The 13,441-nt window shown below is 70.6% G+C and carries 15 protein-coding genes; 5 read left to right on the forward strand and 10 right to left on the reverse strand.

The window, feature by feature from the left end:
* Positions 1–44: 44 nt before the first annotated feature.
* The 4 genes from K304_RS0117330 to K304_RS0117345 form a co-directional block, all read right to left on the reverse strand.
* Positions 45–1,220, reverse strand: coding sequence for a cytochrome P450 (locus tag K304_RS0117330; protein ID WP_486591709.1), 1,176 nt, complete (start codon positions 1,218–1,220; stop codon positions 45–47).
* A 317-nt stretch (positions 1,221–1,537) separates the two neighbouring features.
* A complete protein-coding gene (locus K304_RS0117335; protein WP_027764798.1) occupies positions 1,538–1,966 on the reverse strand; it encodes a hypothetical protein in 429 nt (142 codons plus the stop codon).
* A 118-nt stretch (positions 1,967–2,084) separates the two neighbouring features.
* Complete coding sequence (locus K304_RS0117340) at positions 2,085–2,951, reverse strand: DMT family transporter (RefSeq protein ID WP_027764799.1); 867 nt, start codon at positions 2,949–2,951, stop codon at positions 2,085–2,087.
* A 291-nt stretch (positions 2,952–3,242) separates the two neighbouring features.
* The gene (locus tag K304_RS0117345) at positions 3,243–3,869 is read right to left on the reverse strand and encodes a hypothetical protein (RefSeq protein ID WP_037790837.1); all 627 of its coding nucleotides are present in this window, start codon (positions 3,867–3,869) and stop codon (positions 3,243–3,245) included.
* A gap of 231 nt (positions 3,870–4,100) precedes the next feature.
* On the opposite strand from K304_RS0117345, the gene tsaA reads away from it, so the two are divergent.
* A complete protein-coding gene (tsaA, locus tag K304_RS0117350) occupies positions 4,101–4,535 on the forward strand; it encodes a tRNA (N6-threonylcarbamoyladenosine(37)-N6)-methyltransferase TrmO (protein ID WP_199779632.1) in 435 nt (144 codons plus the stop codon).
* Positions 4,536–4,584: 49 nt separating this feature from the next.
* Here tsaA and K304_RS0117355 read toward each other — a convergent pair whose 3' ends face one another.
* Complete coding sequence (locus K304_RS0117355) at positions 4,585–4,845, reverse strand: hypothetical protein (protein WP_486591700.1); 261 nt, start codon at positions 4,843–4,845, stop codon at positions 4,585–4,587.
* Positions 4,846–5,012: 167 nt separating this feature from the next.
* On the opposite strand from K304_RS0117355, the gene K304_RS0117360 reads away from it, so the two are divergent.
* Positions 5,013–5,567 carry a sugar O-acetyltransferase gene (locus K304_RS0117360; RefSeq protein WP_027764803.1) on the forward strand — a complete coding sequence of 185 codons (555 nt, stop codon included), beginning with the start codon at positions 5,013–5,015 and terminating at the stop codon, positions 5,565–5,567.
* 294 nt (positions 5,568–5,861) lie between these two features.
* Positions 5,862–6,347, forward strand: coding sequence for an aminoglycoside 6'-N-acetyltransferase (aac(6'), locus tag K304_RS0117365; protein WP_037790839.1), 486 nt, complete (start codon positions 5,862–5,864; stop codon positions 6,345–6,347).
* A gap of 31 nt (positions 6,348–6,378) precedes the next feature.
* Here the strand turns inward: aac(6') and K304_RS0117370 are convergent, their stop codons facing one another.
* Together K304_RS0117370 and K304_RS29530 are read right to left on the reverse strand one after the other, a co-directional pair.
* Positions 6,379–6,792 (reverse strand): RidA family protein, encoded by a 414-nt coding sequence (locus K304_RS0117370; RefSeq protein WP_106965615.1) that lies wholly within the window; start codon positions 6,790–6,792, stop codon positions 6,379–6,381.
* Complete coding sequence (locus tag K304_RS29530; protein WP_486591701.1) at positions 6,789–7,292, reverse strand: GNAT family N-acetyltransferase; 504 nt, start codon at positions 7,290–7,292, stop codon at positions 6,789–6,791. Before K304_RS29530 ends, K304_RS0117370 begins: the two co-directional genes overlap by 4 nt.
* A gap of 505 nt (positions 7,293–7,797) precedes the next feature.
* Here K304_RS29530 and K304_RS33410 point away from each other — a divergent pair.
* Together K304_RS33410 and K304_RS0117390 are read left to right on the forward strand one after the other, a co-directional pair.
* On the forward strand, positions 7,798–8,628 hold the full coding sequence (locus K304_RS33410) for a hypothetical protein (RefSeq protein WP_027764806.1): 831 nt from the start codon (positions 7,798–7,800) through the stop codon (positions 8,626–8,628).
* Positions 8,629–8,925: 297 nt separating this feature from the next.
* Positions 8,926–9,483, forward strand: a complete 558-nt coding sequence (locus tag K304_RS0117390) for a class IV adenylate cyclase (RefSeq protein ID WP_027764807.1) — start codon at positions 8,926–8,928, stop codon at positions 9,481–9,483.
* Positions 9,484–9,487: 4 nt separating this feature from the next.
* Here K304_RS0117390 and K304_RS32225 read toward each other — a convergent pair whose 3' ends face one another.
* The 3 genes from K304_RS32225 to K304_RS33670 are packed head-to-tail and all read right to left on the reverse strand — an operon-like array spanning position 9,488 to position 13,435.
* Positions 9,488–10,828, reverse strand: coding sequence for a DNA cytosine methyltransferase (locus tag K304_RS32225; protein ID WP_037790841.1), 1,341 nt, complete (start codon positions 10,826–10,828; stop codon positions 9,488–9,490).
* A 9-nt stretch (positions 10,829–10,837) separates the two neighbouring features.
* A complete protein-coding gene (locus K304_RS32230; RefSeq protein WP_486591702.1) occupies positions 10,838–12,610 on the reverse strand; it encodes a DNA cytosine methyltransferase in 1,773 nt (590 codons plus the stop codon).
* Positions 12,611–13,435, reverse strand: coding sequence for a hypothetical protein (locus K304_RS33670; protein ID WP_199779633.1), 825 nt, complete (start codon positions 13,433–13,435; stop codon positions 12,611–12,613).
* Positions 13,436–13,441: the final 6 nt, after the last annotated feature.

Genomic DNA, 13,441 nt, shown 5'->3' on the forward strand with positions numbered 1-13,441 from the left:
CCCGGTCGCGGGAGTCCCGGCCGTCGCCGGCGTCGTCTGGCTGCTCACGGTCTGCCTCCTACGGGCGGTGCGGGTGAGAAGTGGACGGGCAGTTCCGTCATCCCCCGCAGGAAGGCGGAGGGCCGGCGGGTCAGGGTGTCGGCGGGGACGGACAGTTCGACGTCCGGCAGCCGGTCGAGCAGCACCTCGATGCCGCTCCGGGCGATGATCTCCGCGATCTCCCGTGCGGCGAACGGGCACTGGAACTCGCCGTGGCTGAACGAGAAGTGGGCGCTGTTGCCGTTCCGGAAGCCGTCGCCGCGTCCGTCCGCACCGCCGTATCCGTCGAGGTGCACCTTCGGGTCGAGGTTCGCACCGGCGAGGCCGAGCAGCAGCATGTCCCCGGCGCCGATGTGGCGCCCGGCGAGCCAGGTGTCGCGGGCGGCCCAGCGCCCGGCGAGGATCTGGGTGGGGGTGTCCTCCCACAGCACCTCGTTCATGGCTTCGGCGACGCTGTGCCGCCCACCGGTGAGGGAGGCGCTGAACCGGTCGTCGGTGAGCATCAGCCGCACCGAGTTGCCGATCCAGTCCGCGGTGGGCAGGTGGCCGGCGGCGGTGAGGGCCGTCAGGTCGAGGGCGTACTCGTCGTCCGTGAACGGCTCCGGGTGGGCCAGCATCCGGGACGCCACGTCGTCCCCGGGCACGGCCTGCTTGTCGGCGACCAGCTTGTACATCAGGCCGACGAACTCGCGGTAGGCGTCGAGCGCGTCCGGCCCGCCGTCGGCGAGGTCGCTCATCGTGCGGGTCAGGGCGGGTCCTTCGGCGTCCGGGAAACCGAAGATGCGGGCCAGCGCCAGGACGGGCAGCGGCTTCGCGTACTCGGCGACCAGCTCGGCCTCCCCGCGCCCGCAGAAGCCGTCGATGAGCCTGTCCGCCATTTCCTCGCACCAGCCGCGGAGTTCGACGTGCTCCACGCCCTCCAGCGCCGGGTTCACCATGCGCAGATGGCGCTGGTGCTCGGCACCGACGGTGTAGTAGACGGACGGCATCCGCTGCCCGATCATCGGCCGCAGCGGCCAGTCCTCGGGGAGCGTGTCCCACTGGTTCCACAGCCCCGAGTCCCGCGGGAACAGCAGCGGGTCGGCGGTGACCTGGTGCAGCTCGCGGTAGCCGACGACCAGCCAGGCCGGCACGTCGCCGGGGAGCATCACCGGCACCACCGGGCCGTGGTCGCGCCGCATCTCGCGGTAGAGGGCCGCGGGGTCGGTGTGGAAGCGCGGCCCGCTGAGCGGCACCGCCTCCCCCGGCGTCGGCCCGTCGGTGCTCCCGTGGCCGGTCACCGGGCAACCGCCCGGGGCGGTGCCGCCCCCGGCCCCCGCCGTTGCGTCGCGCACGTCGTCGTCTCCCCGTTTCCGCGTACGGTCGTCGGGGCCCGACTCCGTGCGTACGCCCGGCGTGCGTGTTCCGCACCCGCCGGTCCTCACGCCCCGTCACGGGCCCCTTCATTCGGTCACCGAACACCCTAGCGAGCCCCGTGTCGCGGGTCAGCGGGTTCGACTCAACTCTCCGGCCCGTAGCCCCCGTCGACGGCCCCCTCCACGTCGCCGACCGGACCGTGACCCGACGGGGGCGGCGGGACCGGGCGCAGAACGGCCGGCCCCCGGATCCGCCCGGGCGAGGGCCGAGGCGGTCGGCCTCCAGCCGTGACCAGACCCTTCAGGACGCACGTCACGAAGGTCACCGCGAAGCCGCCTTCGGCCAGTGCGGACACCCACCAGCCTGCCTGCCACAGCCCGTACGCGGCGGGGGCGCCGACGAGGGGCAACAGCACGACGAGGACCAGCAACAGCTTCGCCGTCCCGGTCCGGGTCCGCCCGGCAGCACGGCGCTTCCTCCGCTCCGCTGCGACGGCGAGTGCGAACAACCCGCCCACCTGCCCCACCGCGAGCACCACGGCGGCCAGCACGTCGAGGACCCGGAGCACCATGACACCAGCGTGTGGGGTACCCGGCTCCACCGCCTGAGTGCGCGTACTCACTTCCCGCCCGGGCGGACGGGCCACCGGCAGGGCGTCACACAGCGTCGGAAGGCATCGGGGGGAGGCGTCAGGCGAGGGAGATCAGCCCGATGGAAGCGGCCGCCAGGGCCAGGCCCAGGACCTGCGGGCGGGTCAGGCGCTCGCGCAGCACCGTGACCCCGAGCAGCACCGGGATCGCCGGGTACATGGCGGTCAGCACCACGGTCAGCGACAGCAACTGCTCCCGGGTGGCGAGGGTGTAGAGCGTGATCGCGGACATGCCCAGCACCCCGGCCCCGGAACACGCCCACACCAGGCGTGCCGGCATCCGCAGCCGCTGCGGCCGCCGTACGAAGAGGGGAACGAGCACGAGGATGGCCGCCGCGCGGTTCGCCAGCAGCGGCCAGAGGCCGGCCTCCGCGTCGATCTGCGCCAGCCCGATGAACTGCAGCGCGAAGCCGCCTCCCGCGAGGAGCCCGTCGGGAGCCCCGGCCGCGAACCCCCCGCGCCCCTCCCCCGGCACGCCCTCCCGCTCGGCATGGCCGGTGCGGGAGACGAACCACAGCGCCGCCGGTGCGGCGGCGATCCCGCACCAGGCGACCGCCCCCGGACGGTCGCCCAGGAGCGCGACGCCCACCAGCACCGGCAGCGCCACGGCCGCCACGTCGCTGAGCGGCACCACCACGCTGAACTGCCCACGGCTCATGCCTCGGTAGACGGACGACACCCCGACGCCCGTGCCGATGCCGGAGAGTCCGCCCCAGGCCAGGTCGGCCCCGTCGACCACCGGGGCTGCTGCGGTGAAGGACGGTGCCAGGCACAGCATGAGCACCACGCCGCCGAGCTGGCCGAGGAGCGCGACCGCCGCGCTGTCGACCCGGCGGGCCAGCAGACCGCTGAGGAAGTGGGTCGTGCCGAAGAGGACGGCGGAGGCGAGCGCGAGCGCTTCACCCATCGCCGTCACCGCCTCCGCCGCGCAGCGCAGGGTCCGGCCGTGGCGGGTACGGCATCCGTGACCGCCGGGGTCGCCGAAGACGAAGCGGTCGCAGCCGTCGCGGCCGTCGCAGCGAACGCAGCGAACGCAGCGAACGCGACGAACGCGGTGGGACCGCGGCCTGTCGCCACCGTGCGGCTACGCGGTGGTCCGCCCTCGAGTCCGGTGCACGTACCGGCTCGCCCCGTCCGTGCGCGTGCACGGACGGGGCGAGCGGAGCAACGGCGGCATGCCCGGGCGCCGCCTCGCCCGTCAGCTCAGCCAGCCCGCTTCCCGTGCGGCCTGCCACGCCTGCTCCTCCGCCTGGTCCGCGGCGACGTTCAGGGCCATGTCCTGCCCGTCGCCCTGGTTCGCGGCCTTGCCCGCGGCCTTCCACGCCTCCCGGGCGGCCTGGCGGGCGGCCAGCTCCGCGTTCTTGCGGCCCGCGTCCTTCGTCTCGACGAGCAGGTCCAGGCCGTACACCTCCATCACCGGCTGTGCCGCGCCACTCAGCACGGCCGCGTGCGCGGAGACCTCGCGGGCGTAGTCGGCCGCCTGCATCGGGTCGTCCGTGGTGGCGGCCCGCTCGGCGAAGTCCCGCGCGTGGTGCGGGTTCTCGCTGTGCCACTTCGCCGCCGGCGTGCCTCCGGGCGGGTCACCGAGGATCATCTCGACCCGCTCGGCCGCCCGCGCCGCGCGACGTGCGTGGCACTCGGCGACGACCTGGTCGGCCTCGAACGCCCACAACTGCTCGTCCATCTGCGTGCAGGTCGCGGTCGGCTGCGTCGTGCGCGTCGGCTGCCCCGCCTGCGCAGCCTGCACGCCGCCTGCCGTGCCGCCGAGCAGCAGCCCGCAGACCGCCACCGCCACCACCCCGCGGCCGATGCCCACCTTGCTCATGTCGCCCTCGCCTTCGCCCGGAACTCCGCCCGTCCGGGCGGCGGGCCCCGGCCTCTCCGGGTGCCCGCCGACGACCTTCCGGGCCTTCGGCCCGAGGGCCAAGCAGCACCGCCGCTCGCCCACCCGATCGGCGCCCTGCCGTGAGCCGAATGCCCCTGCCCCGACGGGCAGACGGACGCCGGGCGCCCTGGCACACTGAACCCGACGGTCGGTGAACCCAGGAGGCGCGAAGTGACCGGTGACCCCTACGCGCTGCGACCCCTCGGACGCGTCGAGTCGCCGCTGACGGAGCGGGCGTCGGCCCCCAAGCAGCCGGACGAGGGTGCGCCACCTGCGGTGCTCGCCTTCGAGCCGCAGTACGCCGCGGCGCTCAGCGACCTCCGCCCCGGCACCGATGTACTGCTGCTGACCTGGTTCGACCGCTCCGACCGCGACGTCCTGGCCGTCCATCCGCGCGGCGACCACGCACGCCCCGAGACCGGCGTGTTCAGCACCCGCTCCCCGGACCGCCCCAACCCGATCGGCCTGCACGAGGTGACCGTCACCGCCGTCGAGCCGAGCCCCGACGGACGCACCCGGGTCCACGTGGCAGCCCTGGAAGCCCTGGACGGCACGCCGATCCTCGACGTGAAGCCGCTCCTGGCCTGTCGCCCCTCGGACCGCTGACCTCCACCTCCCCTCCTCGGCCGGCTGCTTCCGTCACGACCGCCGCTCCCTAAAGCAGACCGACCCCGCCCACACCACCGAACAGCGCGGACACGGCCAGCACGATGCCCACGATCACCGCGAACACCAGCACCGGCCGCGCCCGCACACGTATCCGCTGCACCCGCGCACGCCGGGCCGCCGCCCGGCTCCCGCGACCGTACGGTGACCCGTACGACGGCCCGTACGACGCAACGTGACCGCTGCCGGGGCGCCGCCCCGCGCCCAGCAGGCGCCGCTTCCAGTACACGAGCCGGTAGAAGAACTTCACCGACGCCTTCACCCCCTTCGATCGCGCCGACCGACCACCTACCGAAAACCTTACTCTCCGTCACTGACAACGGCCCCCGGCGCCCGTCCGCAACCCGGTGCGGCGCGGCCGTGGTGCGGTCGGCAGACTGGGCGGCGGCACGTCACCACCCCTCGGAGGCACGCACCATGGCCAGCCAGAAGGACCGCATGCTCGCCGGCGAGCCGTACCTCGCGGACGACCCCGAGATCGCCGCCGACGCCCAGCGCGCCGCCGAGCTCGGCGAAGCGTTCAACGACTCCCGCGCCGCCGACCCCGAGGGCCGCCGCGCCGCGCTCCGCGCGCTGATCGGCGAGGTGGGCGAGGGCGTCGACGTACGACCGCCGCTCCACGTCGACTACGGCACCCACATCTCCATCGGCCCGCGCACCTTCGTCAACTACGGCTGCGTGTTCCTCGACGTCGCACGCATCACCATCGGCGCCGACGTGCAGATCGGCCCCGGCGTCCAGCTCCTCACCCCGACGCACCCCCTCGACCCCGAACCGCGTCGCGCCAAGTGGGAGGCCGCCGCGCCCATCGCCCTCGGCGACAACGTGTGGCTCGGCGGCGGCGTCATCGTCTGCCCCGGCGTGACCATCGGCGAGAACACCGTCGTCGGTGCCGGCGCGGTGGTCACCAAGGACCTGCCGCCGAACGTCGTCGCCGTCGGCAACCCCGCCCGCATCACGCGCCACCTCTGACCGCACCCCCGCCCCCGCGGTCCGTCGGCCGTCACGCGCCCCGGCTGCGCGGCACGCCCCCTCCGGGCACCGCGCAGCCGCCCCCACGACGGGCGGCGGCTCGTTCGCCTCTCGCCTCCGCCCGTGGCACGCCCACCACGCTTCCCCGGCACCGTGCGCGGCGCCAAGCTGTACGACGAGGAGCGAAAGGCCACGCCGAGAGGTTTCGGGGAAGCGCCCGATGCGCGTCCGTCGGCTCGGCAGCCGCAGGAACCGCCCTGCGCCGAAGGGGCGGGACGGGTCAGGATGACCCCCATGGACTCGGACTGGGAACTCCGCGGCGACAGGATCGTCCTCCGCCCCGTCATGGCCGACGACACCCCGACCCTCCACCGCATCGTCCGCGAACCCGAGGTCGCGGCCTGGTGGGGCACCCCCGAGGGCTTCGACGACATGCTCGCGGTCGTCCTCGACGGCGAGGTGATCGGGTCCGTCCAGTACGAGGAGGAGGACGACCCGGACTACCGGCACGCCGGCATCGACCTCTTCCTCTCCGCCCGCCACCACGGCCGCGGCCTGGGCGCCGAGACCGTCCGTACGCTGGCCCGCTGGCTCATCGACGCGCGCGGCCACCACCGCCTGACCATCGACCCCGCAGCCGCCAACACCACGGCCGTCCGCAGCTACACCCGCGTCGGCTTCCGGCCCGTCGGCGTCCTCCGCGCCTACGAACGCGACCCGCTGACCGGGGACTGGCGCGACGGCCTGCTCATGGATCTCCTCGCCGACGAACTCGCCTGACCACCGGGCCCCGGAGCCGCCGCGCCCCGCATCACCCGGGCGGCAGCGCCGCCGTCAGGTCCACCTCCACCAACTGCCCGCCGAATCCCAGCTGCGCCACCCCCAGCAGCGTGCTCGCCGTGCCGAAGGCACCCGCGATCACCGAGTCGTTCAGCCTCCGCCACGCCCCGGCCAGCACGCCCGTCTCGTCGCTGCGCACGTAGATCACCGAACGCACCACGTCCTCCGGCCGCGCGCCCACCGCCTCCAGGGCGACCAGCGCGTTGGCCGCGACCTGGTCGATCTGCGCGTCCAGGTCACCGCGCCCCGCCAACTCCCCCGCAGCGTCCAGCGGGCACTGCCCGGCCAGGTATGCCGTCCGCCCCGCCTCCACGACGGTGACGTGGGCGTAGCCCGGCGTCGCATGCAGCGGCTCCGGATTCACCCGCTCGATCCTCGCGTTCACGTCCCCGTCCCTTCCCGACGGCCCTCCGGCCGCCACACACACCGCACGTCCGGCTCACGCTCCTCGTTCCGGCCGCCGTCGGTACGGTCCGTCTCCGTGAAGCCGTGGCGCTCGTAGAACCGCCGCGCCGGACCGTTCACCTGGAACGTCCACAGCGCGAGCCCGCCGGGCCGGCGACGCTTCGCCAGCGCGACCAACCGGTCCCCCACACCCCGCCCCCGCCAAGCCGGCTCCACATACAGCTGCTCCAACTCGCCGCCGTCCAGCGCCAGCATCCCCACCACGGCACCGTCCGCCGTCGCCACCCACGTCTCCTGCTGCGGCAGCACGATCTCCCGTATCCACCAGCGCACGGCCTCGTCGTCGTGCGCCCGCCGCACGGTCGGCAGCGCCGCCGCGAACGACCGCAGCCACACCCCCGCCACCGCCTCGGCGTCCCCCACCCCCGCCCGCCGTACGTCCGTCTCCGCCCGTCCTACGTCCGTCTCCCTGGTCTCCACTCCCGCACCCTCCCAGCCCACCACCCCGGCCGCACACGGATTTCCCCGCCGACCGGCGGCCCGAATCCAGCCGGTCGGCGGTACCGGCACCCCAGGCCCGTCCTCCAGGCTGGACATCGGCGCCGCCACAACGACCGGTGGACGCGCGCCACCGGCCTCACGGCCGGAGCTGAGGGGGAACAACGAGCCCCGGTGCCTCCCACTCCTGCGCCGGGGCTCCTCCCTTGCCCGGAGCGCCCGCGCCCGCACCAGATCGAGGTCCCCAGGACCTGGTCGCCGAGGACCTGGCCCACCCCGCGCCCCTCTCAAGAACTCGTGGAGAAAACCTTCCCCACCAAACCCGGCCCGGCGTCCCTCGTCCGGGTGAGAATCTTGATCTCCGGCCGAAACATCCCCAACTCGGCCTTACGCTCGGGCTCGACAACACCCGCACATGCGACGACCCCCGCCGGGACTGGCATCCCGGGCGAGGGTCTGACCACCCAGGAAGTCAGGACCTTCCCACATGGCTGTCCCGCAGCTTAACGCGCCCGCGCGCGCCCATCACCGCGTTCCGCAGGCCGGTGTCACCCACATCCGTCACCGGCACAGCGAGCGCTTCACCGTCGTCGGCAACCACCTCGCCCAGCACGCCGAGTTGTCCGCCGTCGCCATCGGACTGGCCGTCTACATCCAGTCCAAGCCGGACGGCACCTCCGTCACTATCAAGGCTCTGGCGGCCCGCTTCCCCGAGGGCGAGGTCGTCGTCGCCCGCGCCCTCCGCGAGCTGGAGGCCGCCGGATACCTCCAACGCACCCTCGTGCGCCTCCCCAACGGCCGCCGCATCACGCGCACCTCCTTCAACGACCACCCCGCCGCCCGCACGGCTCCCCCTTCCGCGCCGCCCACGCCCCCTCGGAAGCCGCAACCGCAGCAGGACCAACCCTCGCCCGCGCCTTCCCCCGACGCCGACACCACCCCCAACAGCCGCGAAGCGCGCCACCTCCTGACCTCCCTCCGCGTCTACGACCCCCGCCTCGTCCTCGGCGCCCGGGACATCGCCCGCCTGATCCCCACCCTCACCACCTGGCTCGACCGCGGCATCGATCCCGCCGCAGCCGCCCGCACTCTCATCGCCGACCTCCCCGAGGGCGTCATCCACCGCCCCGCCGGTCTCCTCCACTACCGCCTCACGGAATCCCTCCCACCCGCGCTCCCCTTCGCCCACCTCTCCCGCTCAACCCCAACACCGCCACCCCCGCGCCCCAACCCCCTCCAGAACTGCCCCTCCTGCGACCGCGCCCACCGCTCCCCCACCCCCGGCCTCTGCTCGGAGTGCGCCGAAGAAGCAGCCTGACCAGCAAGTCGGCCGCTGGGCTGTGCGCTGCCTCAGGACACAGCCGCGGTCGCATAACCCTTGCACCACCTGCCGCTTCAACAACACGACCGACTACGAAGAGGGCTACTGCGGCGTACGCCTCCACCGCGACACCGCCGGCGACTTTCACGTCGGCATCTGCATCCAGCGCATGAACCTCTGCCGGTCCGTCCGGAAGTTCGACACCGGCGGAGCGTGCAGCGAAGTCGCCCGCGGCTGCGGGAGGACGACTTCCACCAGCTGACCGCCTGACCACACCAGGGAGCCGAACCAGCGATGCCCCAGAACGAGTACGAAGCCAAATTCCTGAACATCAACGTCGACGCTGTTCGCGAACAGCTCCGGACCGTCGGCGCACAAAGGACCTTCGAGAAGACCCTCTTCACCAGGCTCATCTTCGAGAACGACGCCGTCCAAGGCGAACAGTGGCTGCGCCTCCGCGACGAAGGCGGCAGGACGACCCTCACCCTCAAGCAGGTCAGCGACGCCACCACCATCCACGGCACCACCGAGATCGAGATCGAAGTCAACTCACTCGAGACCACCACCGAACTACTCAAAGCCCTCGGACTCCGCCATGTCCGATACCAGCAGAACTACCGCGAAGAGTGGCAGCTCGGTCACATCACCTACGACCTCGACACCTGGCCCGACCTGCCCACCTTCCTCGAGATCGAAGGCCCGTCCGAGGACGCCGTACGCACGGCCGTCGCCGACCTCGGCTACGACTACAACGAGGCCCGCTACGGCAGCATCGACCTCATCTACAAAAGCGAGGCAGCCCGCGACATCCTCGCCGAACCGACCCTTCTGTTCGACCCGACCGCAATCTGAAATTTCAAGGACGCAGGAACCGGTGGATGGCCCCCGCAATGGCTGCACCCAATCGAATCGGCACGGCGTTACCGATCTGGCGAGCAATTTCGACCTTTGACCCGCACCATCGAAAGTCTCGCGGGAATCCCTGGATCCGCGCGGCTTCGAAATGAGTAATCGGACGAGGATCCTCGGGGTGCAGGTACCGCCCCTTCTCGGGCTTGTAGAATTCAGTCCGGATGGTGACTGACGGCTCACCCTTCCGCATACGTCCCATCACATCGCCGGTCCCGGTGTTGTGGTTGTCCCAGCTCGGGGTCGACAAATATGCCACGGGCGTCCGAACTCCTGCAGGACTCGAAGTATCGAAGATGACAATGTTGCCCACTTCGTCCATCGTGTACCACTTGCCACGCAGATGTTTGCGGTTCCCTCCCGGCGGGATGGCCTGGTACCGAGCGAGGGACAGCGGCTCCGGATTTCGACCAAAATGCAGCTCGGACGTCCTGTAGACGCCGGGGCACCTTCGGCCGATCTCAGGAACATACTCCGTCCTGGGAGGAAGATTCTTGTCCACGAGTGCCAGTCGGGAGGACTCTTCGAATACCCCGTCTGCAGAGTTCCACCAGTTCGACTGTGCCTCTGGGAACTCGAGGGAGTCACCCGAAGTTCGTGGACGTCGCTGGTGCGTCCTCTCAGGGTAGGCCATGAAACGCCCCTGCTCGGCATCCTCTCGAACACCGATGACGATGGTCCGCCTTCTCGCCTGCACCGCACCGTAGTCGGCGGAATTGAGCAGGTAGCGCTTGTTCCTCGCTTCCACCGTGTCGGAGGCGACCAAACCCGGCGGATCAACCAGCCGGTACCCCTTGAGCAACCCGTCGTCAGCGACCTCCCTCTGCAGGTTTCCGAACTCTTCCGACTTCAGGAATCGGTCGACGTTCTCGATCACGAAAACCTTGGGGCGAATCACTCGAACAATTCGAACGTACTCTTCCCAGAGTCGATTTCGTTCAATGCCTTTTTTCTCTCGGTTCAACGCAGAGAAACCCTGGCACGGCGGGCCTCCGACCACTACGTCGGCATCGAGCGCCTCGGGCGTCGGCTCCCACTCTTCGATGTCGCCGACGTGTACCCGAGTGGCAGGCAAGTCGTCGGACGGACGCAGTCGCCCGAAGTTCGCCGAGTAGGTCGCTGCCGCAGACTCGTCCCGCTCGACGGCGGCGATGCTGCGAAACACTGGTGCACCGTTGATGGTCGTCGCCGGGCGGAACTCGTGAAAGCCCTGAGTGAAGCCTCCGCATCCACTGAACAGGTCAACGACGGTCACGGGTTCGGAGCCAGCTGACGGGAGCGTGCGCATGAAGCGATCCTAGAACGAGCCGCGAAGTGCCGCCGCAACGGCCAGACCCACCGCGGTGGCCAGCGGAGGGGCGGTCGCGTGGCCCACCTGACGATACCGTGAAGTCTTGCCGCCGACGAACTGCCAGTTCACGGGAAAGCCCTGGATCAAGGCCGCCTGCTCCACCGTCAAACGGGGTGCGTCGCCCGACGGAAAGGAATCGTCCGGCGGAAAATCTGCCAAACTGGACCCATTGACCCGCAACGCCGCCCATGCCCGCTTGCTTCCGGTCGGCCCAAGGTCGGCTCCTCCTCTCCGCTCGGAGCCCCCCACCAGTGCGGGGGCGGGGCGGTCGGCGTCCAACGCCCACTGACGAGCTCCCGACCACCCGTTCGCAGCCATCGACTCGGCCAACGTCCTTCCTACCGTCGGCGGAGGTCGAGTCCACGGCTCGGGCCAGGTGAAGCGAGACGCGTAAGGTTCTCGCAGGGCGACGAGGAACCCACTCTTTCGGTTCTGAGGGACTCCATACTCCGCCGCGTTCAACACCCGCCACGAGACGTGGAAGCCGGCCGCCTCCAGCGTCTCCTCGACCCACAGTCGGGCAGAATTGAAGTCCGCCGACTCCACGAGGTCGGGCATGTTCTCGAAGAGAACAGCCTTGGGCGCGACATCGCATGCAAGATCAATCGCTGCTCGGAAGACCCTCACCTCTTGCGCGTCGTCGTCGCGCGCAACAGTGGCGAGTGACTTCACGCGAGGCAGACCACCGGTGACGAGATCGACACCGCGAATGTCCGGTCGCATCTCGACACGGAACTGCAGAAGGTCGATGCAGACGATGTCCCAGTCGGGGCGATTGCGCTCAACGGTGAAGCACGCGTCGGCCTTGCTGTCGATCAGCAGCGCGGGATCGAAACCCGCCCGTTCCAGTCCGAGGGCTTGGCCGCCCGCTCCGCAGCACAGTTCCACTGTGGTGAAACGCTGCTTCCGAGTGGTCTCCGTCGCCTCTGGAGGTGATCCAGGGTTCGGGTCGCACCTCTTTGGAGCCTCACCCCGCACCGCCTCGACCGACTCCTGCGCGACAGCCCGAAGCTCCTCGTCGAGGGCAGCTTCATCGACTCCGTCGAAGAGGACGAACGGTGCCAGACGCAGCAGTCGTTTCAGGAAGTCGCGCAGCGTGTCCCGCTCATTGAGCCCTTGCAGGTCGAGATCCCTCCAGACCCGCAGGATGCCGCGCACCAAGTGGGGGCTGCCTCCTAGAGCAACCCGTCGGGCGTAGATCTGGTCGAAAGCGGCTTCGCCGAGGATGCTCAGCGCGTGGTACGGGTCCGGATGCCCGGGGGCATGCACGAGTTGGGATCGCCACCACAGGCGTCCGAAGACGTGCCGCGTCAGGTCCGTGCCGAGGACCCGATCACCGGGTGGTCGCGGATAGCGCCAGAATGCCACGTCGGGCAGCAGCACGAGAGCGAGAAACGCCCAGACGTCCCGAGCAGCGGCCTCGGCCGGGACCATGCCGGTCCGGGTGTGCAGCAGTTCCGCCAGTCCTCGGTCGAAATCAGCGTTGGCGGTGCGACCCGCTGCGTGCGGGAAACCTGTCCTGCGCGCCATCTCCACAGCACTTTCCCGCAGCTCCATGAGGTGCTGGGACGGCACCCGATCGCCGCCGGTGGCCGAGTAGACGGCTGCGTCGTGGCGCAGGGAGACCCGCTGCGTCAGTGCTTCGACGGGCAATTCACGGTACTCGGTGTACAGCGGCCGGGCCTCGCCTTCGAGGAGACGTGGGTACAAAAAGCTCATCTATGCCTCCTCGAAGATCTTCACCGCAGCTTGCAGGTCCGAGGCGAACAGCGCGGGCGACTGCTGCCGTCGAAGTCGGACGTCCGCGATCGACTGGTCGGGGAAGAGGCGATCGAAGAGATCGAGGAAGGTCGCCCCCAGCGAGCCTTCGGGGAAGCCTGCCTCCTCGGTGAACTCTTCGTTCACGAGCGCGTGCTCGATCATCGTTCGTGCGGTGTCCGCACGAACCGCGGAAAGTACGGTGCGATCCACCGGACGCGGTCCTGCCGCGTTGCGGAAGGCGGTGGTGGTGACGGTGTTCTGTTCGTTCACGAGCAGCAGCAGGGACCCCATGGTCGCGCTGTGGAGACCACCGCTGATCTGCAGGTGCCACGCCGCACCGTCCGGGAAGGAGGTGTGTGCGAAGTCGATGACCGCCATGGGGAACTGAGGAGCATCACCCTGAAGTCGAATCGACCTTCTGTCACTCCACAGTACCGAGCCGGCACGGCGAGGTACGGAGGGCCGAGCATCGTGCCGGCGCTCGCCCAACAGCAGTGCGGTGTCGAGCACCAGCAGGCCCCCCAGATCCGCGCCGCGAAGAGTGAAATCCAGTTCGACAGTCGCCGTGTCGGTTCCGTGGACACCGATCTGCTCCGCCGGCCCACTCAGATTCGATCCTGTGGCCGTCCACACGCTCGACAGCACAAGGGCGGCATCGAGCGGCAAGCCCGATTCACGGCGTACGCGGGCGAGGTCGATCCCGACCGTCCGCCTCAGCCGCAGATCCAGGTGATAGTCCCATTCGGGGATCGCCGGAGGCAGCATGATGTCCTCGTCCTCCAACCGAAG

The organism is Streptomyces sp. CNS606, assembly GCF_000426325.1.

Bases quoted from the DNA above. Each gene is read 5' to 3' on its own strand.
- K304_RS0117330 (WP_486591709.1), bottom strand. From the start codon at position 1,220: ATGCGGCGCGACCACGGCCCGGTGGTGCCGGTGATGCTCCCCGGCGAC.
- K304_RS0117335 (WP_027764798.1), bottom strand. From the start codon at position 1,966: ATGGTGCTCCGGGTCCTCGACGTGCTGGCCGCCGTGGTGCTCGCGGTG.
- K304_RS0117340 (WP_027764799.1), bottom strand. From the start codon at position 2,951: ATGGGTGAAGCGCTCGCGCTCGCCTCCGCCGTCCTCTTCGGCACGACC.
- K304_RS0117345 (WP_037790837.1), bottom strand. From the start codon at position 3,869: ATGAGCAAGGTGGGCATCGGCCGCGGGGTGGTGGCGGTGGCGGTCTGC.
- K304_RS0117360 (WP_027764803.1), top strand. From the start codon at position 5,013: ATGGCCAGCCAGAAGGACCGCATGCTCGCCGGCGAGCCGTACCTCGCG.
- K304_RS33410 (WP_027764806.1), top strand. From the start codon at position 7,798: ATGGCTGTCCCGCAGCTTAACGCGCCCGCGCGCGCCCATCACCGCGTT.
- K304_RS0117390 (WP_027764807.1), top strand. From the start codon at position 8,926: ATGCCCCAGAACGAGTACGAAGCCAAATTCCTGAACATCAACGTCGAC.
- K304_RS32225 (WP_037790841.1), bottom strand. From the start codon at position 10,828: ATGCGCACGCTCCCGTCAGCTGGCTCCGAACCCGTGACCGTCGTTGAC.
- K304_RS32230 (WP_486591702.1), bottom strand. From the start codon at position 12,610: ATGAGCTTTTTGTACCCACGTCTCCTCGAAGGCGAGGCCCGGCCGCTG.